The organism is Pedobacter albus, from assembly GCF_036324255.1.
Lineage (GTDB): Bacteria > Bacteroidota > Bacteroidia > Sphingobacteriales > Sphingobacteriaceae > Pedobacter > Pedobacter albus.
In genome coordinates, this window is record NZ_JAZDQT010000002.1 from 84,470 (window position 1) to 99,543 (window position 15,074).

Consider the following 15,074-nt stretch of genomic DNA (forward strand, 5'->3'; position numbering starts at 1 on the left):
ATACTAAACCATGAAAAAAACTGTTCTCTTATCAATAGTGTTTTTGGTGAGTATTTTGATCGCCTGCAGCGGCTCTGATACCTATAGGGGCGAATGGAAAGCCACCGACACTAAAGGAGAAAAATCCAAAATAACCTTTGAGGCCAAAAGTTTTGTGTTTACCGACAGTACTGGAAAAAGCAAAAAGTTCAACTACACCCAAAATTCGATCAAAACCGAAAACGGCGTAGAAACCTACGGCATTGTGCTTGAAGATGGCAGGAAATACGAGCTTAATTTTCCGAAAGCAAACGACGAAAGCCAAGGCATTATCAAAGACGAAAACGGCAAACTGATTTATGCCATCGGTCGAAAAGATTACATAAGCTATGAAGATGTTTTTGGCCTGAAATAAACTGTACCTCATCAAAAAACAGACATGAAAGATTTAACGATACACAAGAAACCCAGAACATATATTCCACAGGATTTAAAAATTGAGTGGGACAACCTTGCTCCGATATTCGACGAACTTTTAAAAAGGGAAATCGACAACGTAACCGAACTGGAACAGTGGCTGCGCGACAAAAGCGAGCTGGAAGCAGCCTTGGAAGAGGATTTTGCCTGGCGCTATATCAAAATGAGCTGCGATACGGCAAATGAGGCTTTGGTAAAGGATTTCCAATATTTCGCTACGGACATAGAGCCTAAAATTTCGCCGATTGCCAACGAACTGAACAAGAAATTTAGCGAAAGTCCTTGGCTAGCGCAATTAGACAAAGACAAGTATTTTGTATACATCCGTGCCATCAAAAAGGCTTTGGAACTTTACCGCGAAGAAAACATCGAGCTGTTTACGCAGCTACAGGTAACCCAGCAAAAATACCAAGGCATTACAGGCGCCATGAGCGTCGAATTAAATGGTCAGGAGTATACTTTGGAACAAGCGGCCAACTTCTTAAAAGACACCAACCGCGAGGTGAGGCAAAACGCCTGGGAAACCATACAGCAACGCCGGTTGGTAGCCAAAGACGAGCTAAACATCTTGTTTGACGAATTGGTTGCCATGCGCCACAAAGTAGCGCTCAATGCGGGTTTTGAAAATTACCGCGACTACATGTTCCAAGCCCTAGGCCGTTTCGACTATACCCCAAAAGACTGCTACGACTTTGCCGAGGCCATTGAAAAAGAAGTGGTTCCGGTATTGAGGGAGCAGGCCGAAAAAAGACGCGAGGCTTTGGGCCTAACCGAGCTTAAACCTTGGGATATGGAGGTGAGCACCAGCGGAAAACCGGCATTGAAACCTTTTAACAATGGTCAGGAACTCATCGACAAAAGCATCGAGTGCTTTGCGGCCATTAATCCTGAATTGGGCGAGAAATTGGCCATCATGAAAGCCAACCAACTATTTGACGTAGAAAGCAGGATGGGCAAAGCTCCAGGAGGCTACAATTACCCATTGGCCGAAACCGGTGCGCCGTTTATTTTCATGAACTCGGCCAACTCTTTAAGGGATTTGACCACCATGGTACACGAAGGTGGCCATGCCATCCACACGTTTTTAACGGCTAATTTAGAACTGAACGATTTTAAGCACTGCCCTTCAGAAGTGGCCGAACTGGCATCGATGAGTATGGAATTGATTTCGATGGACAACTGGGATGTTTATTTCGACAAGGAGGAAGACCTGATCCGTGCCAAAAAAGAGCAATTGACCGATGTGCTGAAAACCCTGCCTTGGGTAGCCGTAATCGATCAGTTTCAGCACTGGATTTATACCAATCCGAACCATAACGCGGCCGATAGGGAAACTGCCTTTAAACAAATTTATACCCGTTTTGGCGCAGGCTTTGCCGATTGGACGGACTTTGACCAGCAATTGGGCAACCTTTGGCAAAAGCAGTTGCATTTGTTCGAGGTGCCATTTTACTACATCGAATATGCCATTGCCCAGTTGGGCGCCATTGCCGTTTGGAAAAATTATAAGGAAAATCCTGAAAAAGCCTTGAATCAGTATTTAGAGGCGCTGGCGCTGGGTTATACCAAACCCATGAACGAAATTTACGAAACTGCCGGCATCAAATTCGATTTTAGCGCCAGCTATATCAAGGAACTGGCCAATTTTGTCAAGGAAGAGTTAAACAAATTAGGGTAATCCCTTTTAAATCAAGTAAAAGCGGGGTTCAATTTAATCCCGCTTTTTTTGTATTCAGAATTAGAAGATATATTTGTAATATCAATTTTCAAACATTGTAATTTCATGCTTAAGAAACTGCTGGCCAGTCGTTACCGACTATTGGCTTTTCTGTATTTGTTGATTATTGGCGTTTCGTTCGCTACCCGGGTGGCCTTATTAATTGCATCGTTTCGTCAATTAGACCCCAACCCCTTCCAGTTCCTGGGTATTTTTCTAATCGGCTGGTTTAGCGACACCTTGATGAGCACTTTCTTTCTCATCCCTTTTGTGCTTTACCTTTGGCTCATTCCGAACAGGCTTTACTACAAAAAATGGTTCCGTTTTATCACCTACGGACTGTGTTTTGTGGCTACAACTTTGTTGCTTTTCAATGCGGTTTCGGAGTGGCTGTTTTGGGACGAATTTTCGACCCGCTATAATTTCATTGCTGTAGATTACCTCATTTATACCACCGAAGTAATCGGCAATATTTGGCAATCGTACCCTATTGTTCCCTTGCTTATTGGCATTCTGGTTTGCAGCATATTGGTGCTCGTGTTTAGCAAAAAGCGCCTTAAAAACGACGAAACCCAGCGTTTCCGGTTCGGCCAGCGGAGCTTGATTACTTTGGCCTTGCTACTGTTGCCCGTGCTGGTATTTTTGTTGGGCAGCAATGGCGCCAAAAAATTCAGCAATAACCAATATGCTTCCGAACTTTCGGGAAACGGCATCTACGATTTTGGCTCGGCCTTTATCCATAACGAACTCGATTACGACCAGTTTTACGCCAAGGCCTCTACTCACGACATTTTTACCGCGGTAAGAAAGGCTGTAACCAGCAACAACAGCACCTTTTTAAGCGATAGCCTCACTTCTATTACCCGAAAAATCGATTATCCAGGCGCCCAACACAACTACAATTTAGTGATGATCAGCGTAGAAAGCCTCAGTGGCGATTTCTTGTCGAGATTTGGCAACACCGAACACATTACGCCAAACTTGGATAGTTTGGCCAACCAAGGTTTGTTTTTCGACCATCTCTTTGCTACCGGTACCCGAACCGTGCGTGGCCTCGAAGCTTTATCCATCAGCCTGCCGCCTACACCAGGCCAGTCGGTGGTAAAAAGACCCAAGAACGAAAACAAGTTTTCGCTGGGCAGCGTACTCCAAAGCAAAGGCTATACCACGCAGTACATTTATGGTGGCTATGGCTACTTCGACAACATGAATTATTTCTTTGGCAACAATGGTTATCAGGTTATCGACCGGTCGGCCATTACCGACAAAAAAGACATCCATTACGAAAACATTTGGGGCGTGGCCGATGAAGATCTTTTTACACTGGCAGGCAAAACTTTCGATGCCAACTACAAGCTGGGCAAGCCTTTTTTTAGCCAAGTGATGACAACCTCTAACCACAGGCCATTCACCTATCCTGATGGCCGTATCGATATTCCGTCGCACACCGGCCGACAAGGCGCTGTAAAATACACCGACTACGCCATTGGCAAATTCATCAACGATAGCCGGAGCAAGCCCTGGTTCAAATATACCATATTTGTGATTGTGGCCGACCACTGCGCCTCGAGTGCCGGAAAAACCGAACTGCCTATCAAAAACTACCGCATCCCGATGATTGTTTATGCGCCGGGCATCATCAAGCCTCAAACCTTTAGTGGCCTTACTTCGCAAATCGATATTCCGCCCACCTTGCTTGGGCTTCTGAATGTGAGCTATACGTCGAAGTTTTTTGGTTTCGACGTGTTCCATACGCCAGCCAGCCAACGCAGGGCTTTCATCAGCACCTACCAGAACCTGGGCTATTTAAAAGGCGACCAGCTGGTTATTTTATCGCCTCAGCAAAAAATAGAAGCCTTTAAGGTCGACACCAACAGTTTCGCTACCACGCCCATCAAATCTTCGCCGTTAATAACTAACGAAGCCATTTCTTATTATCAGTCGGCCAGTTACCTGTTGCGTCATCAGCTTTATCAGTTTGTCAAATAGGCCAATCAGCCAGAAAAGATAAAAAAAGCCCCAAAACTTATTTTGGGGCTTTTCTATGTTGTGGGTTTACCATCGGCCACATCCTTCAGACGAAGACATGCCATCGGGAGAAACGCAATAGCAATTCCTATCGCAAAGGCCATCGAAATAATTGCCGTGTTGGTCGGTGGCCGAGCATAGCGCGATCTGGCAAATTATCGATTCGGATTGATTGGCACCGCCTAATACATCTTTCATTTGATTGCGGGTAAGCAACTCGCCTTGCTTCAAGGCATCGCTTTTTAGCACTGATTTTCTCATCTTTTTAAGTTTTAGGTTATAAACAATAGACAATTATGTTACCATCGGTTTGCTAAGCCATTGATGTGCTATAATTTCTTATTGGTTATTGAAGCCATGTACCCGCTTTGTTGTAAAAACTTAATTATCAGATAATTTTTGTTCTTATAAAGTTAAAACAATCCTTTAAATTACCAAATAATTTATAGCCAAATCCATCCCTGCTCCAGCGGCATTGTAAACTGTAAGAAGACGATCCAACTCGTTGGCTCGAATGTTTAAAACTACTTCGCCCCCATTATAGGCTTAATGATTTTCCGAAAAGATTGCTTTAGCCCTACAGAAGAAGATTTAGTGTAACCTTCTTGTACAAGCCTTCTTATTTAAAGCATATTTTTTTTATGTTTGGGAAAACAACCAAGCAACAAATGTTCGAAAAACTATTCAGGAAGAAGTCTATCAGTAAAATTCTAGAAGATGCGGCAAAAGGCTATGGCGACCATGGCGACGCGCTGCACAAAACCCTAGGCGTAAGAGATTTAACCGCCTTTGGTATTGCCGCCATTATTGGTGCCGGTATTTTCAGCACCATTGGCAAAGCCAGCGCCGATGGCGGTCCCGCCGTAATCTTTCTGTTCATTTTTACCGCAGTAGCCTGTAGTTTTGCCGCCTTTGCCTATGCCGAATTCGCTTCGATGGTACCGGTTTCGGGCAGTGCCTACACCTATTCGTACGTTGCTTTTGGCGAATTGGTAGCCTGGATCATCGGCTGGTCGCTCATTATGGAATATGCCATTGGCAACATTACCGTAGCCATTTCCTGGTCCGATTACTTTACGGGCCTGCTCTCCTCCATACGAATACCTGCCCTGGGCATAGATAACGGCATCAATATTCCTGATTGGGCCACCATGGATTACCTTTCGGCCTTAAACGGACATAAACATGCCGAAGCACTTTTAAGTGCAGGCAAGAGCGTAGCCAACCTCGACGAAGTTACACGTATTGCCAGCCATGCCTGGACAACCGCACCACAAATTGGGGGCTTCCATTTGGTGGCCGACCTGCCTGCTTTGGCCATTATCATTTTCATTACCTGGTTAATTTACCGAGGCATGAAAGAATCGAGAAATGCCAGCAACGCCATGGTCGTGGTCAAACTGGCCGTAATTTTATTGGTGCTGGCTGTGGGCGTTTTTTATATCGATACCAAAAATTGGAATCCCTTCGCGCCAAACGGTGTTTCGGGCATTTTAAAAGGTGTTTCGGCGGTATTCTTTGCCTACATTGGCTTCGATGCCATTTCTACAACGGCCGAAGAATGCAAAAATCCGCAACGCGATTTGCCCCGAGGCATGATGTGGGCCATTATCATTTGTACCGTACTTTATATCGCCATTGCCTTGGTATTAACCGGCATTGTAAGGTCTGACAGCTTAGCCGTTGGCGATCCTTTGGCCTTTGTTTTCGACCAGATAGACCTGAAGCTGATGAGTGGCATTATTGCCGTAAGTGCTGTTTTTGCCATGGCGAGTGTGCTATTGGTATTCCAAATGGGCCAGCCACGCATCTGGATGAGCATGAGCCGCGATGGTTTATTGCCCAAATCGTTTTCTAAAATCCACCCCAAATACAAAACACCTTCGTTTGCTACCATTGTAGTAGGCTTTGTGGTAGCCGTACCGTCGTTGTTCATGAACCTTACCATCGTAACCGACCTCTGCTCTATCGGCACCCTATTTGCCTTTGTATTGGTTTGTGCGGGCGTTTTGGTATTGCAGAACAAACCCGATGTACAGCGTGGCAAATTCAGGATTCCTTATGTGAATTCGAAGTTTATTATCCCGATAGCTTTCATTGCGGTTTTGGCTGTGGCCTTTACCAAGTTTAAGCCCGAAACCATGGCTTTCATCACCAACGAAACCAAGATAAACGGACCAGTGGCCTTTATTACTTCACTAAACGAAAAAGAGTTGGAAACGGTTAAAAGGGAAATCAGCACAAACCCCGTGGTTTTGCAAGGCAAGCAGATTGATGCCGAGGCCTACCTCAATAGCCTAACGCCAGCGCAGTACGACAACTTCATGACCAAATCATCGATCTCCTACGCCAAGAAATACGAGAGTGGCTGGTCGCTGTTCAAGCATAAAATTCCGATGTGGATTTTCTTGTTCATCTGTGTCATCATCGCCTATTTCTGTATCACCAAAAACCTTTCGTTAATTCCGGTATTGGGCCTGATCTGCTGTTTGTACATGATGTGCGAGCTGGGTATTTCCAACTGGATCGGCTTTGGCATTTGGCTGGTTGTGGGCTTAGTGATTTACTTTTTGTATGGCTTTAAGCATAGTAAATTGGGACAAGCACCAACTAATTAAGAATGACCATATTCGAAAAACTTGCCCTTTATAAAAAAGAAAAGACCTGTTGCAGAATCAAGAGGCTGGTAGAGAAAAGTACTCACAAGTTTACTTACTGCTATATTTTGGATTATTCTGACGATTTCGTTCTCGTCAAGGAGATAGCAGAGATTCATCCAGATGGATTTCGTATCATCCCGATTATCGATATCGTCAAAATAAGAAATAACAAATACGACAAATACATGGATTATATGCTAGAAAGCGAGGGACTGAAAGAAGGTATAAAAATTACCTTCAAAATCGACCTAAGCAACTGGCAATCTATCTTTACTTCACTTAAAGAAAATGACTTGAATTGCATCATCGAAAACGAAAGTGATAAAAATTTCTTCTTTTCCATTGGCCCTGTGATAGAAGTAAAAAAGAAAAGCCTATGGCATATAGATTTCGACCCAGAAGGTTATTTGGATAATGAGCCTAGCAAAATCAAGTTCAAAAACATTACCTCTATTACATTCGATAACAACTATATCAATGTTTTTAGTAAATACTTAAGAAACAAGAGCTAAAAAAAGCCCCGATGGTTTCAATCGAGGCTTTCATATTATCTTTAAACCGCCAATCGGTTCAGCTCAATATCATCTGGCGTTACAAAAATCAACGGTACCTTTTCTACGTCAACATAACTCGAATCGAGGCCAAAACTACTTTCTTCCGATAACGCAAAATGTTTCAGCAGGAAGTAGTAGTTCATAATGCTGCGTTCGTAGAAGCTGAGTTTGGTAAACTTAGACAAGTGTTTTTCTAAAAGCACAAAGCGGAAATCGCCGGCAATCTTATGACGGTTTAATGAAGTGTATTGGCTGGTAATGTCAACTTCGCCATTTTTAACCAGTTCTTCAACCACTTTACGGTACAAGAGGTTTACGCGTTGCTCTACCCTAAAGCCCAATTTGAAATCGATTCTGATCAGCTTGCCCGGAATAAGGAATTCTACCTTATAATCCATGGTATAAGGCTCGTCCATTACATCTACGTGCACCAACCAGTACACATCGGCCCTTTTGGGCTCTTTCTGGATAATCGAATAGATGATCTTCGATTCGATTTCCGTTTTAAAGTTGGCACTGGTGAGGTACACCAATTGCGACGAATATTTAGGCACCGAAATGTCTTCGCTCAGCTCTTTCACAATCTGGTAATAATCCTCGATATCCACATATTTTACAAAGCGGTTCTTGATTTTGCGGGCCACATACCAGCCCCACATCACCGTAAACAAGGCCGAACCCAATAATACAGTCAGCCAGCCACCTTCTAAAAACTTGTGCAGGTTACTTACCAAAAACGTTCCTTCGATCAACACGTAGGTTGCAATAAAAATAATGACCAAATACCGCGGAAAGCGCCTGCTTCTGAGGTAATAAGTTACCAATATGGTGGTCATGAGCATGGCAATGGTAATGGAAAGACCATAGGCCGCATCCATTCTTTCAGAACGCTCGAAGAAAAATACAATGCCACAACAACCTATCCAAAGCATCCAGTTGATAGACGGCACATACAGTTGGCCCTTGCTAACCGAAGGATAAACAATACGTATTTTTGGCCATAAGTTGAGCCTCACGGCTTCCGAGATCAGCGTAAACGAACCACTAATCAGGGCCTGGCTGGCAATAACGGCCGCCATGGTAGCCAATACCACCATCGGGATCTGAAACTGGCTCGGAACGATTTGAAAAAAGGCATTCACTTTTGAGCTGGGCACATAGCTGCGCATGTTGTGGATAATCCAAACACCCTGACCCAAATAGTTGAGAATAAGCATGAGCTTTACAAAAATCCAGCTGATACGGATATTGTTTCGACCACAATGGCCCAAATCCGAATACAAAGCCTCGGCTCCAGTTGTACAGAGGAAAACACCGCCCAGAATTACAAAAGCTTTCGGATGGCTAACCAACAAATGAATGGCATGATATGGGTTCAAGGCTGCGAAAATGCTCAGGTCTTTCACAATAAACGACATGCCCAAAATGCCCAATACGGCAAACCACACAAACATAACCGGACCAAACAGCTTGCCTACCAAATTGGTACCGAACTGTTGAATCACGAAAAGCACGGTTAAAATGGCAATCACGATAGGCATAACCTGAATGTGCTCAAATTTATTGGTGAGGCCCTCAATGGCCGAAGTTACCGTAATACTCGGGGTAATGATACCGTCGGCAAGCAAGGCACAGCCCCCCACAATGGCCGGTATAACCAGCCACTTTGCCTTTTTGCGCACCAAAGAAAACAGCGAAAAAATACCGCCCTCGCCCTTGTTATCGGCCCTGAGGGTAATAATTACATACTTGATGGTGGTTTGCAAAGTCAACGTCCAGATGATACACGACAACACGCCCAAAACAATACCGGGTGTAATGCCGTTTGGATTAGTTACCTCTCCATCTTTTATTCCCAAAACAGTTGTAAAAATGGCATTGAGGGTATATAAGGGTGAAGTACCGATATCGCCAAAAACAATTCCCAAACTAATCAAAACGCCACCTGCAGTAAGGGCATTCACATTTTTATGACTTGACACGTGCTAAATTTTTATGACTTGAATTTGCTAAAAATTGAGTTGCAAAATTAATCAAATAATTGTGATTAAGCCCATAATATTTTTCGTCCATATTTCGCTCAAAAAAAAGTCAAAAAAATTAAAAATAGCAGGGGTGTTAAATATTGTTAAATATTGATTTAATCAACAAAATGTTTGATTTCTTTGTTTAATTATTTATATTTTTGCCAGCAGTCAACATGAATTTAAAGTCAAAAATAGCGTTCTCCCTGAGCGTACTATGCATATTTTGCATGGTAGCTTTTTTGAACAATGCTGCTTTTGCCCAAAAAATAGACACCACGGCCATTACGCTAAAACCCAAGCCAAAAACGGTAAGCCGCGTACCGGTAATCAAAGCCAATATACAGCCCTATAAGCCTGCTTTTAACCTTTCGAGCGCAAACACGAATACCGGTTTAACGGTAAAATCGAACAAAATATTGACCGTGCTCAAACTTTATCCCAATCCGGTAAACGAACAGCTCAACATCAGCTTGCGCCTAGACCGCGAAAGCACCTTATCCATTAAAATTACCGACCTCTTGGGCAACGACGTACTGGTACTGGCCAATGAGCGCACGCCTGCAGGCGAACAGACCAAAACCTACACCATACCCAACAAACTGAACGCAGGCATCTATTTTTTGAGGATTGTTGCCGGTGGAGAACAGGTGATTAAACGGATTTCGGTACTGTAATTCCCTATTTGTTTCTTATTTTTGTTTCATGAAGATTATTGCCATCGGCCGCAACTATGCTGCGCATGCCAAGGAATTGAACAATGCCATTCCCACAAAACCCGTTATATTCCTAAAGCCTGAAACGGCTGTTTTAAAAGACAACAAGCCTTTCTATATCCCCGATTTTTCGACAGACATTCACTACGAGCTGGAAGTGGTCCTTAAAATCTGCAAGGAAGGCAAACACATTGCCGAAAAATTTGCCGCCAACTATTACGACGAAATTGGCTTGGGCATCGATTTTACCGCACGCGACATCCAAGGCGAACTCAAGGAAAAAGGCCTGCCCTGGGAATTGGCCAAAGCTTTCGACAACTCGGCTGCCATTAGCACCTTTAGCCCAAAAGCCGAATTTGGCGACCCCTACCAGTTGCAGTTCGAGCTGCAGGTGAACCAAGAAACACGACAAAACGGGCATACCAGCAATTTGCTCTTCTCTTTCGAAAAGATCATTGCCTTTGTTTCCCAATACATCACCCTTAAAAAAGGCGACCTCATTTTTACGGGTACGCCCGAAGGTGTTGGCCAGGTAAAACAAGGCGACCATTTAGAGGCCTGGCTACAAGGCAAACCTTTACTCAATTTCCACATTAAATAATACCGATGCTTCCTTTGAAAAATATTTTGGACTTGCCAAAGTCCCTACTTGCTTATTTAACTGCGCTGTTCTTGCTATTGTGCCTACCAACCAAGGCTCAGCAGGTTTTTAGCGGCAACGTTTACCCCCTTACCGACTTCAGGCAACCATTGGATATTGTGCCCCCAGCCTTGGCCGGATCATTCGGCGAATTGAGGGCCAACCACTTCCATTCGGGCATCGATTTTCGCACCAACCAGCGCATCGGCTATCCGGTTTACGCCACCGCCGACGGCTATATTTCGAGGTTGCGTGTACAAAACAGCGGTTTCGGACTGGCACTGTACATCGTTCATCCCAACGGTTTTACTTCGGTTTACGGGCATTTGTCACGTTTCAGTCCAAAAATTGCGCAACAGGTAAAAGCCATCCAGTATAAAAACAAATCGTACGAAATAGACGAATTCCCTAATGCCGACCTGCTCCCGGTGCGCAAAGGCGAAATCATTGCCTATTCGGGCAATACCGGAAGTTCTGGCGGACCGCACCTGCACTTCGAGCTTCGCGACAGCAAAACCGAAGCCACCATTAACCCGCAGCTGTTAGGCATCGAAATTCCCGATAATATTCCGCCGGTTATCTACTCGATGTACGTATATCGCTTAAACGGAAAACCCTTCAACGAATTTACGCCCAAACAATATTTTCAGGTAGTAGGTGCCAACGGAAAATACGACCTCAATAAAGTAACTACCATCCATTTAAGTGGCGAAGTAGGTTTCGGCATCATTACCACCGATAAGCACAACGGCCTCTCGGGCCTTAACGGCGTATATTCTATCCAATTAGAATTAGATGGCGCCCTGGTTTACACCTCGGCATTAGAAAGATTCAGTTTCGAAAACAGCAAGGCCATCAATTCGCACATTGACTATCCGGCTTTTTTAAACCTCAAGAAAAGCATCCAAAAGAGTTTTGTAGATCCGGGCAACCCCTTGCAGATTTACAGCAATTTGGTCAACAATGGGCGCATCACCTTCAACGATGGCAAATTGCACGAAATCAAGTACATCGTTACCGACTCGAAGGGCAACAAAAGCACCCTGCAGTTTAAGGTACTGGCCGACCCCAAAGCGGTGATCAATACACCTGCCTCGCCCGAAGGCATCCAGTTTCCGTACAACAAAACCAACGAATACAACAGCGACGAGGTCAAGATCATCTTACCCAAAGGCACGCTGTACAACGACCTCAATTTCATTTACAAAAAACTGCCTAAGCCAACAAGCAATGCGTTTTCGGCCATCCATCAGGTGCAAAACAGCCAAACGCCGCTACACACCGGCTTCGAAATCTGGATCAAGGCCGACAGCAGCCTGAGCAAATATCAAAACAAGGCGCTGATTGTAAACACCAACCGCTCGTCGCAAGGCGGCTATTTTGAAAACGGCTACGTGAAGGCTACGCCGCGCAGCTTTGGCAGTTTCTTTATCGCCATCGATACCGTTGCCCCTAGCATTGTTCCGGTAAATATTGCGCCTGGCAAGAATATGTCTGAGTTAAGTAAAATGAGCTTCAGGATTAGCGACAACCTTTCGGGAATTAAAAGTTTTAATGGCTATATTGACGGCAAATGGATATTGATGGAATTTGATACCAAAACAGCAAGCCTTTGGCACACTTTCGACGAAAGAACAACCCCGGGCAAACATAGTTTCGAGTTGCTTGTTGAAGATATGAAAGGCAATACCAAACGTTACGCCATCGAATTTACCAGATAGCCCCATTGGCTCATTGTTCAATGGCTAACTGTAAACCGCCAACTGTAAACTGCCGACTGAAAACTATCAACTGTGGACTATTAACTATCGACTAAACCCCTAAAAATACTCAAAATGGCAACACTTCAAATCGGAGATCAAGCTCCGGCATTTACTTCGAAAGACCAAAACGGAAACACTGTTTCGCTCAACCAGTTTAAAGGACAAAAAGTAGTGCTTTATTTTTATCCGAAAGACGATACCCCGGGCTGTACCGCCGAGGCCTGCGATTTCAGGGATAATTACCAGGGCTTGAAGGCTAAGGGCATAGAAGTACTTGGCGTGAGTGTAGACGATGAGAAATCGCACCAGAAATTCATCAACAAGCACAGCCTGCCGTTTACGTTGCTGGCTGATACCGACAAGGCCATTGTAGAAGCTTATGGTGTTTGGGGCGAAAAAAACATGTACGGCAAAAAGTACATGGGCACCCACCGTACCACCTTCGTGATTGACGAAGCTGGCAAAATTGAACACATCATTGCCAAGGTAGACACCAAAAGTCCAACGGCCCAAGTACTTGAGCTGTTAGGCAAATAATAAATTCTACCAATTAGCTAGGGTTTTTAAATTCAACTTTCTACCTTAGCAACCATAATAAGATTACCTTTGTTACCATAACAATTTTACTTTAATGAAACATACAATTAGTGAACTAGAAGACATTGCCTCGCAAGTAAGAAGAGATGTGCTGAGAATGGTACATGCCGTTCAATCTGGCCACCCGGGCGCCTCGTTAGGCTGCGCCGATTTCTTTACCGCGTTATATTACGAGGTACTGAACCATTCGCCAAAATTTACCATGGACGGTGTTGGCGAAGATTTATTTTTCCTTTCAAACGGACATATTTCGCCGGTTTGGTATAGCGTGTTGGCAAGATCTGGTTATTTTGAGGTGAGCGAATTGGCTACCTTCAGAAAACTTGATTCTAGGTTACAAGGTCACCCTACCACCCACGAAGGCCTTCCAGGCGTTCGCGTGGCCTCTGGCTCGTTGGGCCAGGGTCTTTCTGTAGCCATCGGCGCTGCCCTTACCAAAAAACTGAACAACGACAAAAGCCTGATCTATACCCTTCAGGGCGATGGCGAGTTGCAGGAAGGACAAAACTGGGAAGCCTTTATGTTTGCGCCTTTCCACAAGGTTGACAACCTGATTGCCAGCATCGACTATAACGGCCAGCAGATTGACGGACCAACCGAGAAAGTACTTTCATTAGAAAATCTCCAAGCCAAATTCGAAGCTTTTGGCTGGCATGTCATTACCTCCGATGGCAACGATATGGAGCAGATTGTAAAAGCCCTGCACTATGCCAAATCCCTCACCGGAAAAGGCAAGCCGATCTTAAACCTGATGAGTACCCAAATGGGCTACGGCGTTGATTTTATGGTAGGCACCCACAAATGGCACGGTTCTGCCCCAAGCGATGCCCAATTGGCAGTAGCTTTATCGCAACTTAAAGAAACCCTTGGAGATTATTAATTTGTAGAGCGTATCGGGCCGTGCGTATAGAGATTAAACGCAATATGCCATACGCTGTACCCTATACTTATTATAATGAAAAAATACACATACACCGAAAAAAAAGATACACGTTCAGGTTTTGGAGCGGGCCTGCATGAAGCCGGCAAACGCAACGAAAACGTAGTTGCTCTTTGCGCCGATTTGAAAGGCTCTTTGAAAATGGACGATTTCGCCAACGATTTTCCTGAGCGATTTGTACAAGTAGGTATCGCCGAAGCCAATATGATGGGCATCGCCGCCGGCATGACCATTGGTGGCAAAATTCCTTTCACGGGTACTTTTGCTAACTTCTCTACCGGCAGGGTTTACGACCAAATTCGCCAATCTATTGCCTATTCGGGTAAAAACGTAAAAATATGTGCTTCGCACGCTGGCTTAACCTTGGGCGAAGACGGTGCAACCCACCAAATTCTGGAAGATATCGGCCTGATGAAGATGTTGCCGGGCATGACCGTAATCAACCCTTGCGACTACAACCAAACCAAGGCCGCTACCTTAGCCATTATGGAGCATGAAGGACCGGTTTACCTGCGTTTTGGTCGTCCGGTTATTCCCGTATTCACCCCTGCCGACCAAAAATTCGAAATCGGCAAGGCCTGGATGGTCAACGAAGGAACCGATGTAACCATCATCGCCACTGGCCACATGGTTTGGAGAGCCATAGAAGCCGGCGAGAAACTGGCCGAATTGGGCATCGATGCCGAAATCATCAACATCCACACCATTAAGCCTCTAGACGAAGAAGCCATCCTTAAATCGGTCAAGAAAACAGGTTGCGTGGTAACCTGCGAAGAACATAACAAATACGGAGGCTTGGGCGAGAGCGTGGCCCGCCTGCTTACTACCGAGCTGCCTACGCCACAAGAATTTGTTGCCGTAAACGACAGCTTTGGCGAGAGTGCTACGCCAGACCAGCTCATGACCAAATACAAATTGGATCCAGCTGATATCGTAGCCGCTGCTCAAAAAGTGATCAAAAGAAAAGCCTAGCGATCAA

13 protein-coding genes are annotated in these 15,074 nt (G+C 44.7%); 11 read left to right on the top strand and 2 right to left on the bottom strand.

Annotated elements, in window-relative coordinates; translation table 11 throughout:
• The first annotated feature begins 10 nt into the window (after window positions 1–10).
• The 3 genes from VRU48_RS10140 (at window position 11) to VRU48_RS10150 (ending at window position 4,162) form a co-directional block, all read left to right on the top strand.
• On the top strand, window positions 11–394 hold the full coding sequence (locus VRU48_RS10140) for a hypothetical protein (protein ID WP_330107826.1): 384 nt from the start codon (window positions 11–13) through the stop codon (window positions 392–394).
• 24 nt (window positions 395–418) lie between these two features.
• Complete coding sequence (locus tag VRU48_RS10145) at window positions 419–2,134, top strand: M3 family oligoendopeptidase (protein ID WP_330107827.1); 1,716 nt, start codon at window positions 419–421, stop codon at window positions 2,132–2,134.
• A 105-nt stretch (window positions 2,135–2,239) separates the two neighbouring features.
• On the top strand, window positions 2,240–4,162 hold the full coding sequence (locus VRU48_RS10150; RefSeq protein ID WP_330107828.1) for an LTA synthase family protein: 1,923 nt from the start codon (window positions 2,240–2,242) through the stop codon (window positions 4,160–4,162).
• A gap of 66 nt (window positions 4,163–4,228) precedes the next feature.
• Here VRU48_RS10150 and VRU48_RS10155 read toward each other — a convergent pair whose 3' ends face one another.
• The gene (locus VRU48_RS10155) at window positions 4,229–4,462 is read right to left on the bottom strand and encodes a hypothetical protein (RefSeq protein WP_330107829.1); all 234 of its coding nucleotides are present in this window, start codon (window positions 4,460–4,462) and stop codon (window positions 4,229–4,231) included.
• A gap of 407 nt (window positions 4,463–4,869) precedes the next feature.
• Here VRU48_RS10155 and VRU48_RS10160 point away from each other — a divergent pair, with 407 nt between their 5' ends.
• Together VRU48_RS10160 and VRU48_RS10165 are read left to right on the top strand one after the other, a co-directional pair.
• Window positions 4,870–6,819, top strand: a complete 1,950-nt coding sequence (locus VRU48_RS10160; RefSeq protein WP_431311638.1) for an amino acid permease — start codon at window positions 4,870–4,872, stop codon at window positions 6,817–6,819.
• Between the two features lie 2 nt (window positions 6,820–6,821).
• Window positions 6,822–7,373 carry a hypothetical protein gene (locus VRU48_RS10165; RefSeq protein WP_330107831.1) on the top strand — a complete coding sequence of 184 codons (552 nt, stop codon included), beginning with the start codon at window positions 6,822–6,824 and terminating at the stop codon, window positions 7,371–7,373.
• 41 nt (window positions 7,374–7,414) lie between these two features.
• Here VRU48_RS10165 and VRU48_RS10170 read toward each other — a convergent pair whose 3' ends face one another.
• Complete coding sequence (locus tag VRU48_RS10170; RefSeq protein WP_330107832.1) at window positions 7,415–9,397, bottom strand: KUP/HAK/KT family potassium transporter; 1,983 nt, start codon at window positions 9,395–9,397, stop codon at window positions 7,415–7,417.
• A 272-nt stretch (window positions 9,398–9,669) separates the two neighbouring features.
• Between VRU48_RS10170 and VRU48_RS10175 the strand changes: the two genes are divergently transcribed.
• From VRU48_RS10175 to VRU48_RS10200, 6 genes are all read left to right on the top strand, one after another.
• The gene (locus tag VRU48_RS10175; RefSeq protein WP_330107833.1) at window positions 9,670–10,116 is read left to right on the top strand and encodes a T9SS type A sorting domain-containing protein; all 447 of its coding nucleotides are present in this window, start codon (window positions 9,670–9,672) and stop codon (window positions 10,114–10,116) included.
• 28 nt (window positions 10,117–10,144) lie between these two features.
• Window positions 10,145–10,756: a fumarylacetoacetate hydrolase family protein gene (locus tag VRU48_RS10180; RefSeq protein ID WP_330107834.1), complete on the top strand. Its 612-nt coding sequence runs from the start codon at window positions 10,145–10,147 to the stop codon at window positions 10,754–10,756.
• A gap of 5 nt (window positions 10,757–10,761) precedes the next feature.
• Window positions 10,762–12,516 carry a M23 family metallopeptidase gene (locus VRU48_RS10185; RefSeq protein ID WP_330107835.1) on the top strand — a complete coding sequence of 585 codons (1,755 nt, stop codon included), beginning with the start codon at window positions 10,762–10,764 and terminating at the stop codon, window positions 12,514–12,516.
• Between the two features lie 114 nt (window positions 12,517–12,630).
• Window positions 12,631–13,095 carry a thioredoxin-dependent thiol peroxidase gene (gene bcp / locus VRU48_RS10190; RefSeq protein WP_330107836.1) on the top strand — a complete coding sequence of 155 codons (465 nt, stop codon included), beginning with the start codon at window positions 12,631–12,633 and terminating at the stop codon, window positions 13,093–13,095.
• Between the two features lie 94 nt (window positions 13,096–13,189).
• Window positions 13,190–14,035 carry a transketolase gene (locus tag VRU48_RS10195; RefSeq protein WP_330107837.1) on the top strand — a complete coding sequence of 282 codons (846 nt, stop codon included), beginning with the start codon at window positions 13,190–13,192 and terminating at the stop codon, window positions 14,033–14,035.
• 75 nt (window positions 14,036–14,110) lie between these two features.
• A complete protein-coding gene (locus tag VRU48_RS10200; RefSeq protein WP_199141344.1) occupies window positions 14,111–15,067 on the top strand; it encodes a transketolase family protein in 957 nt (318 codons plus the stop codon).
• The last annotated feature ends 7 nt before the right edge of the window (window positions 15,068–15,074 follow it).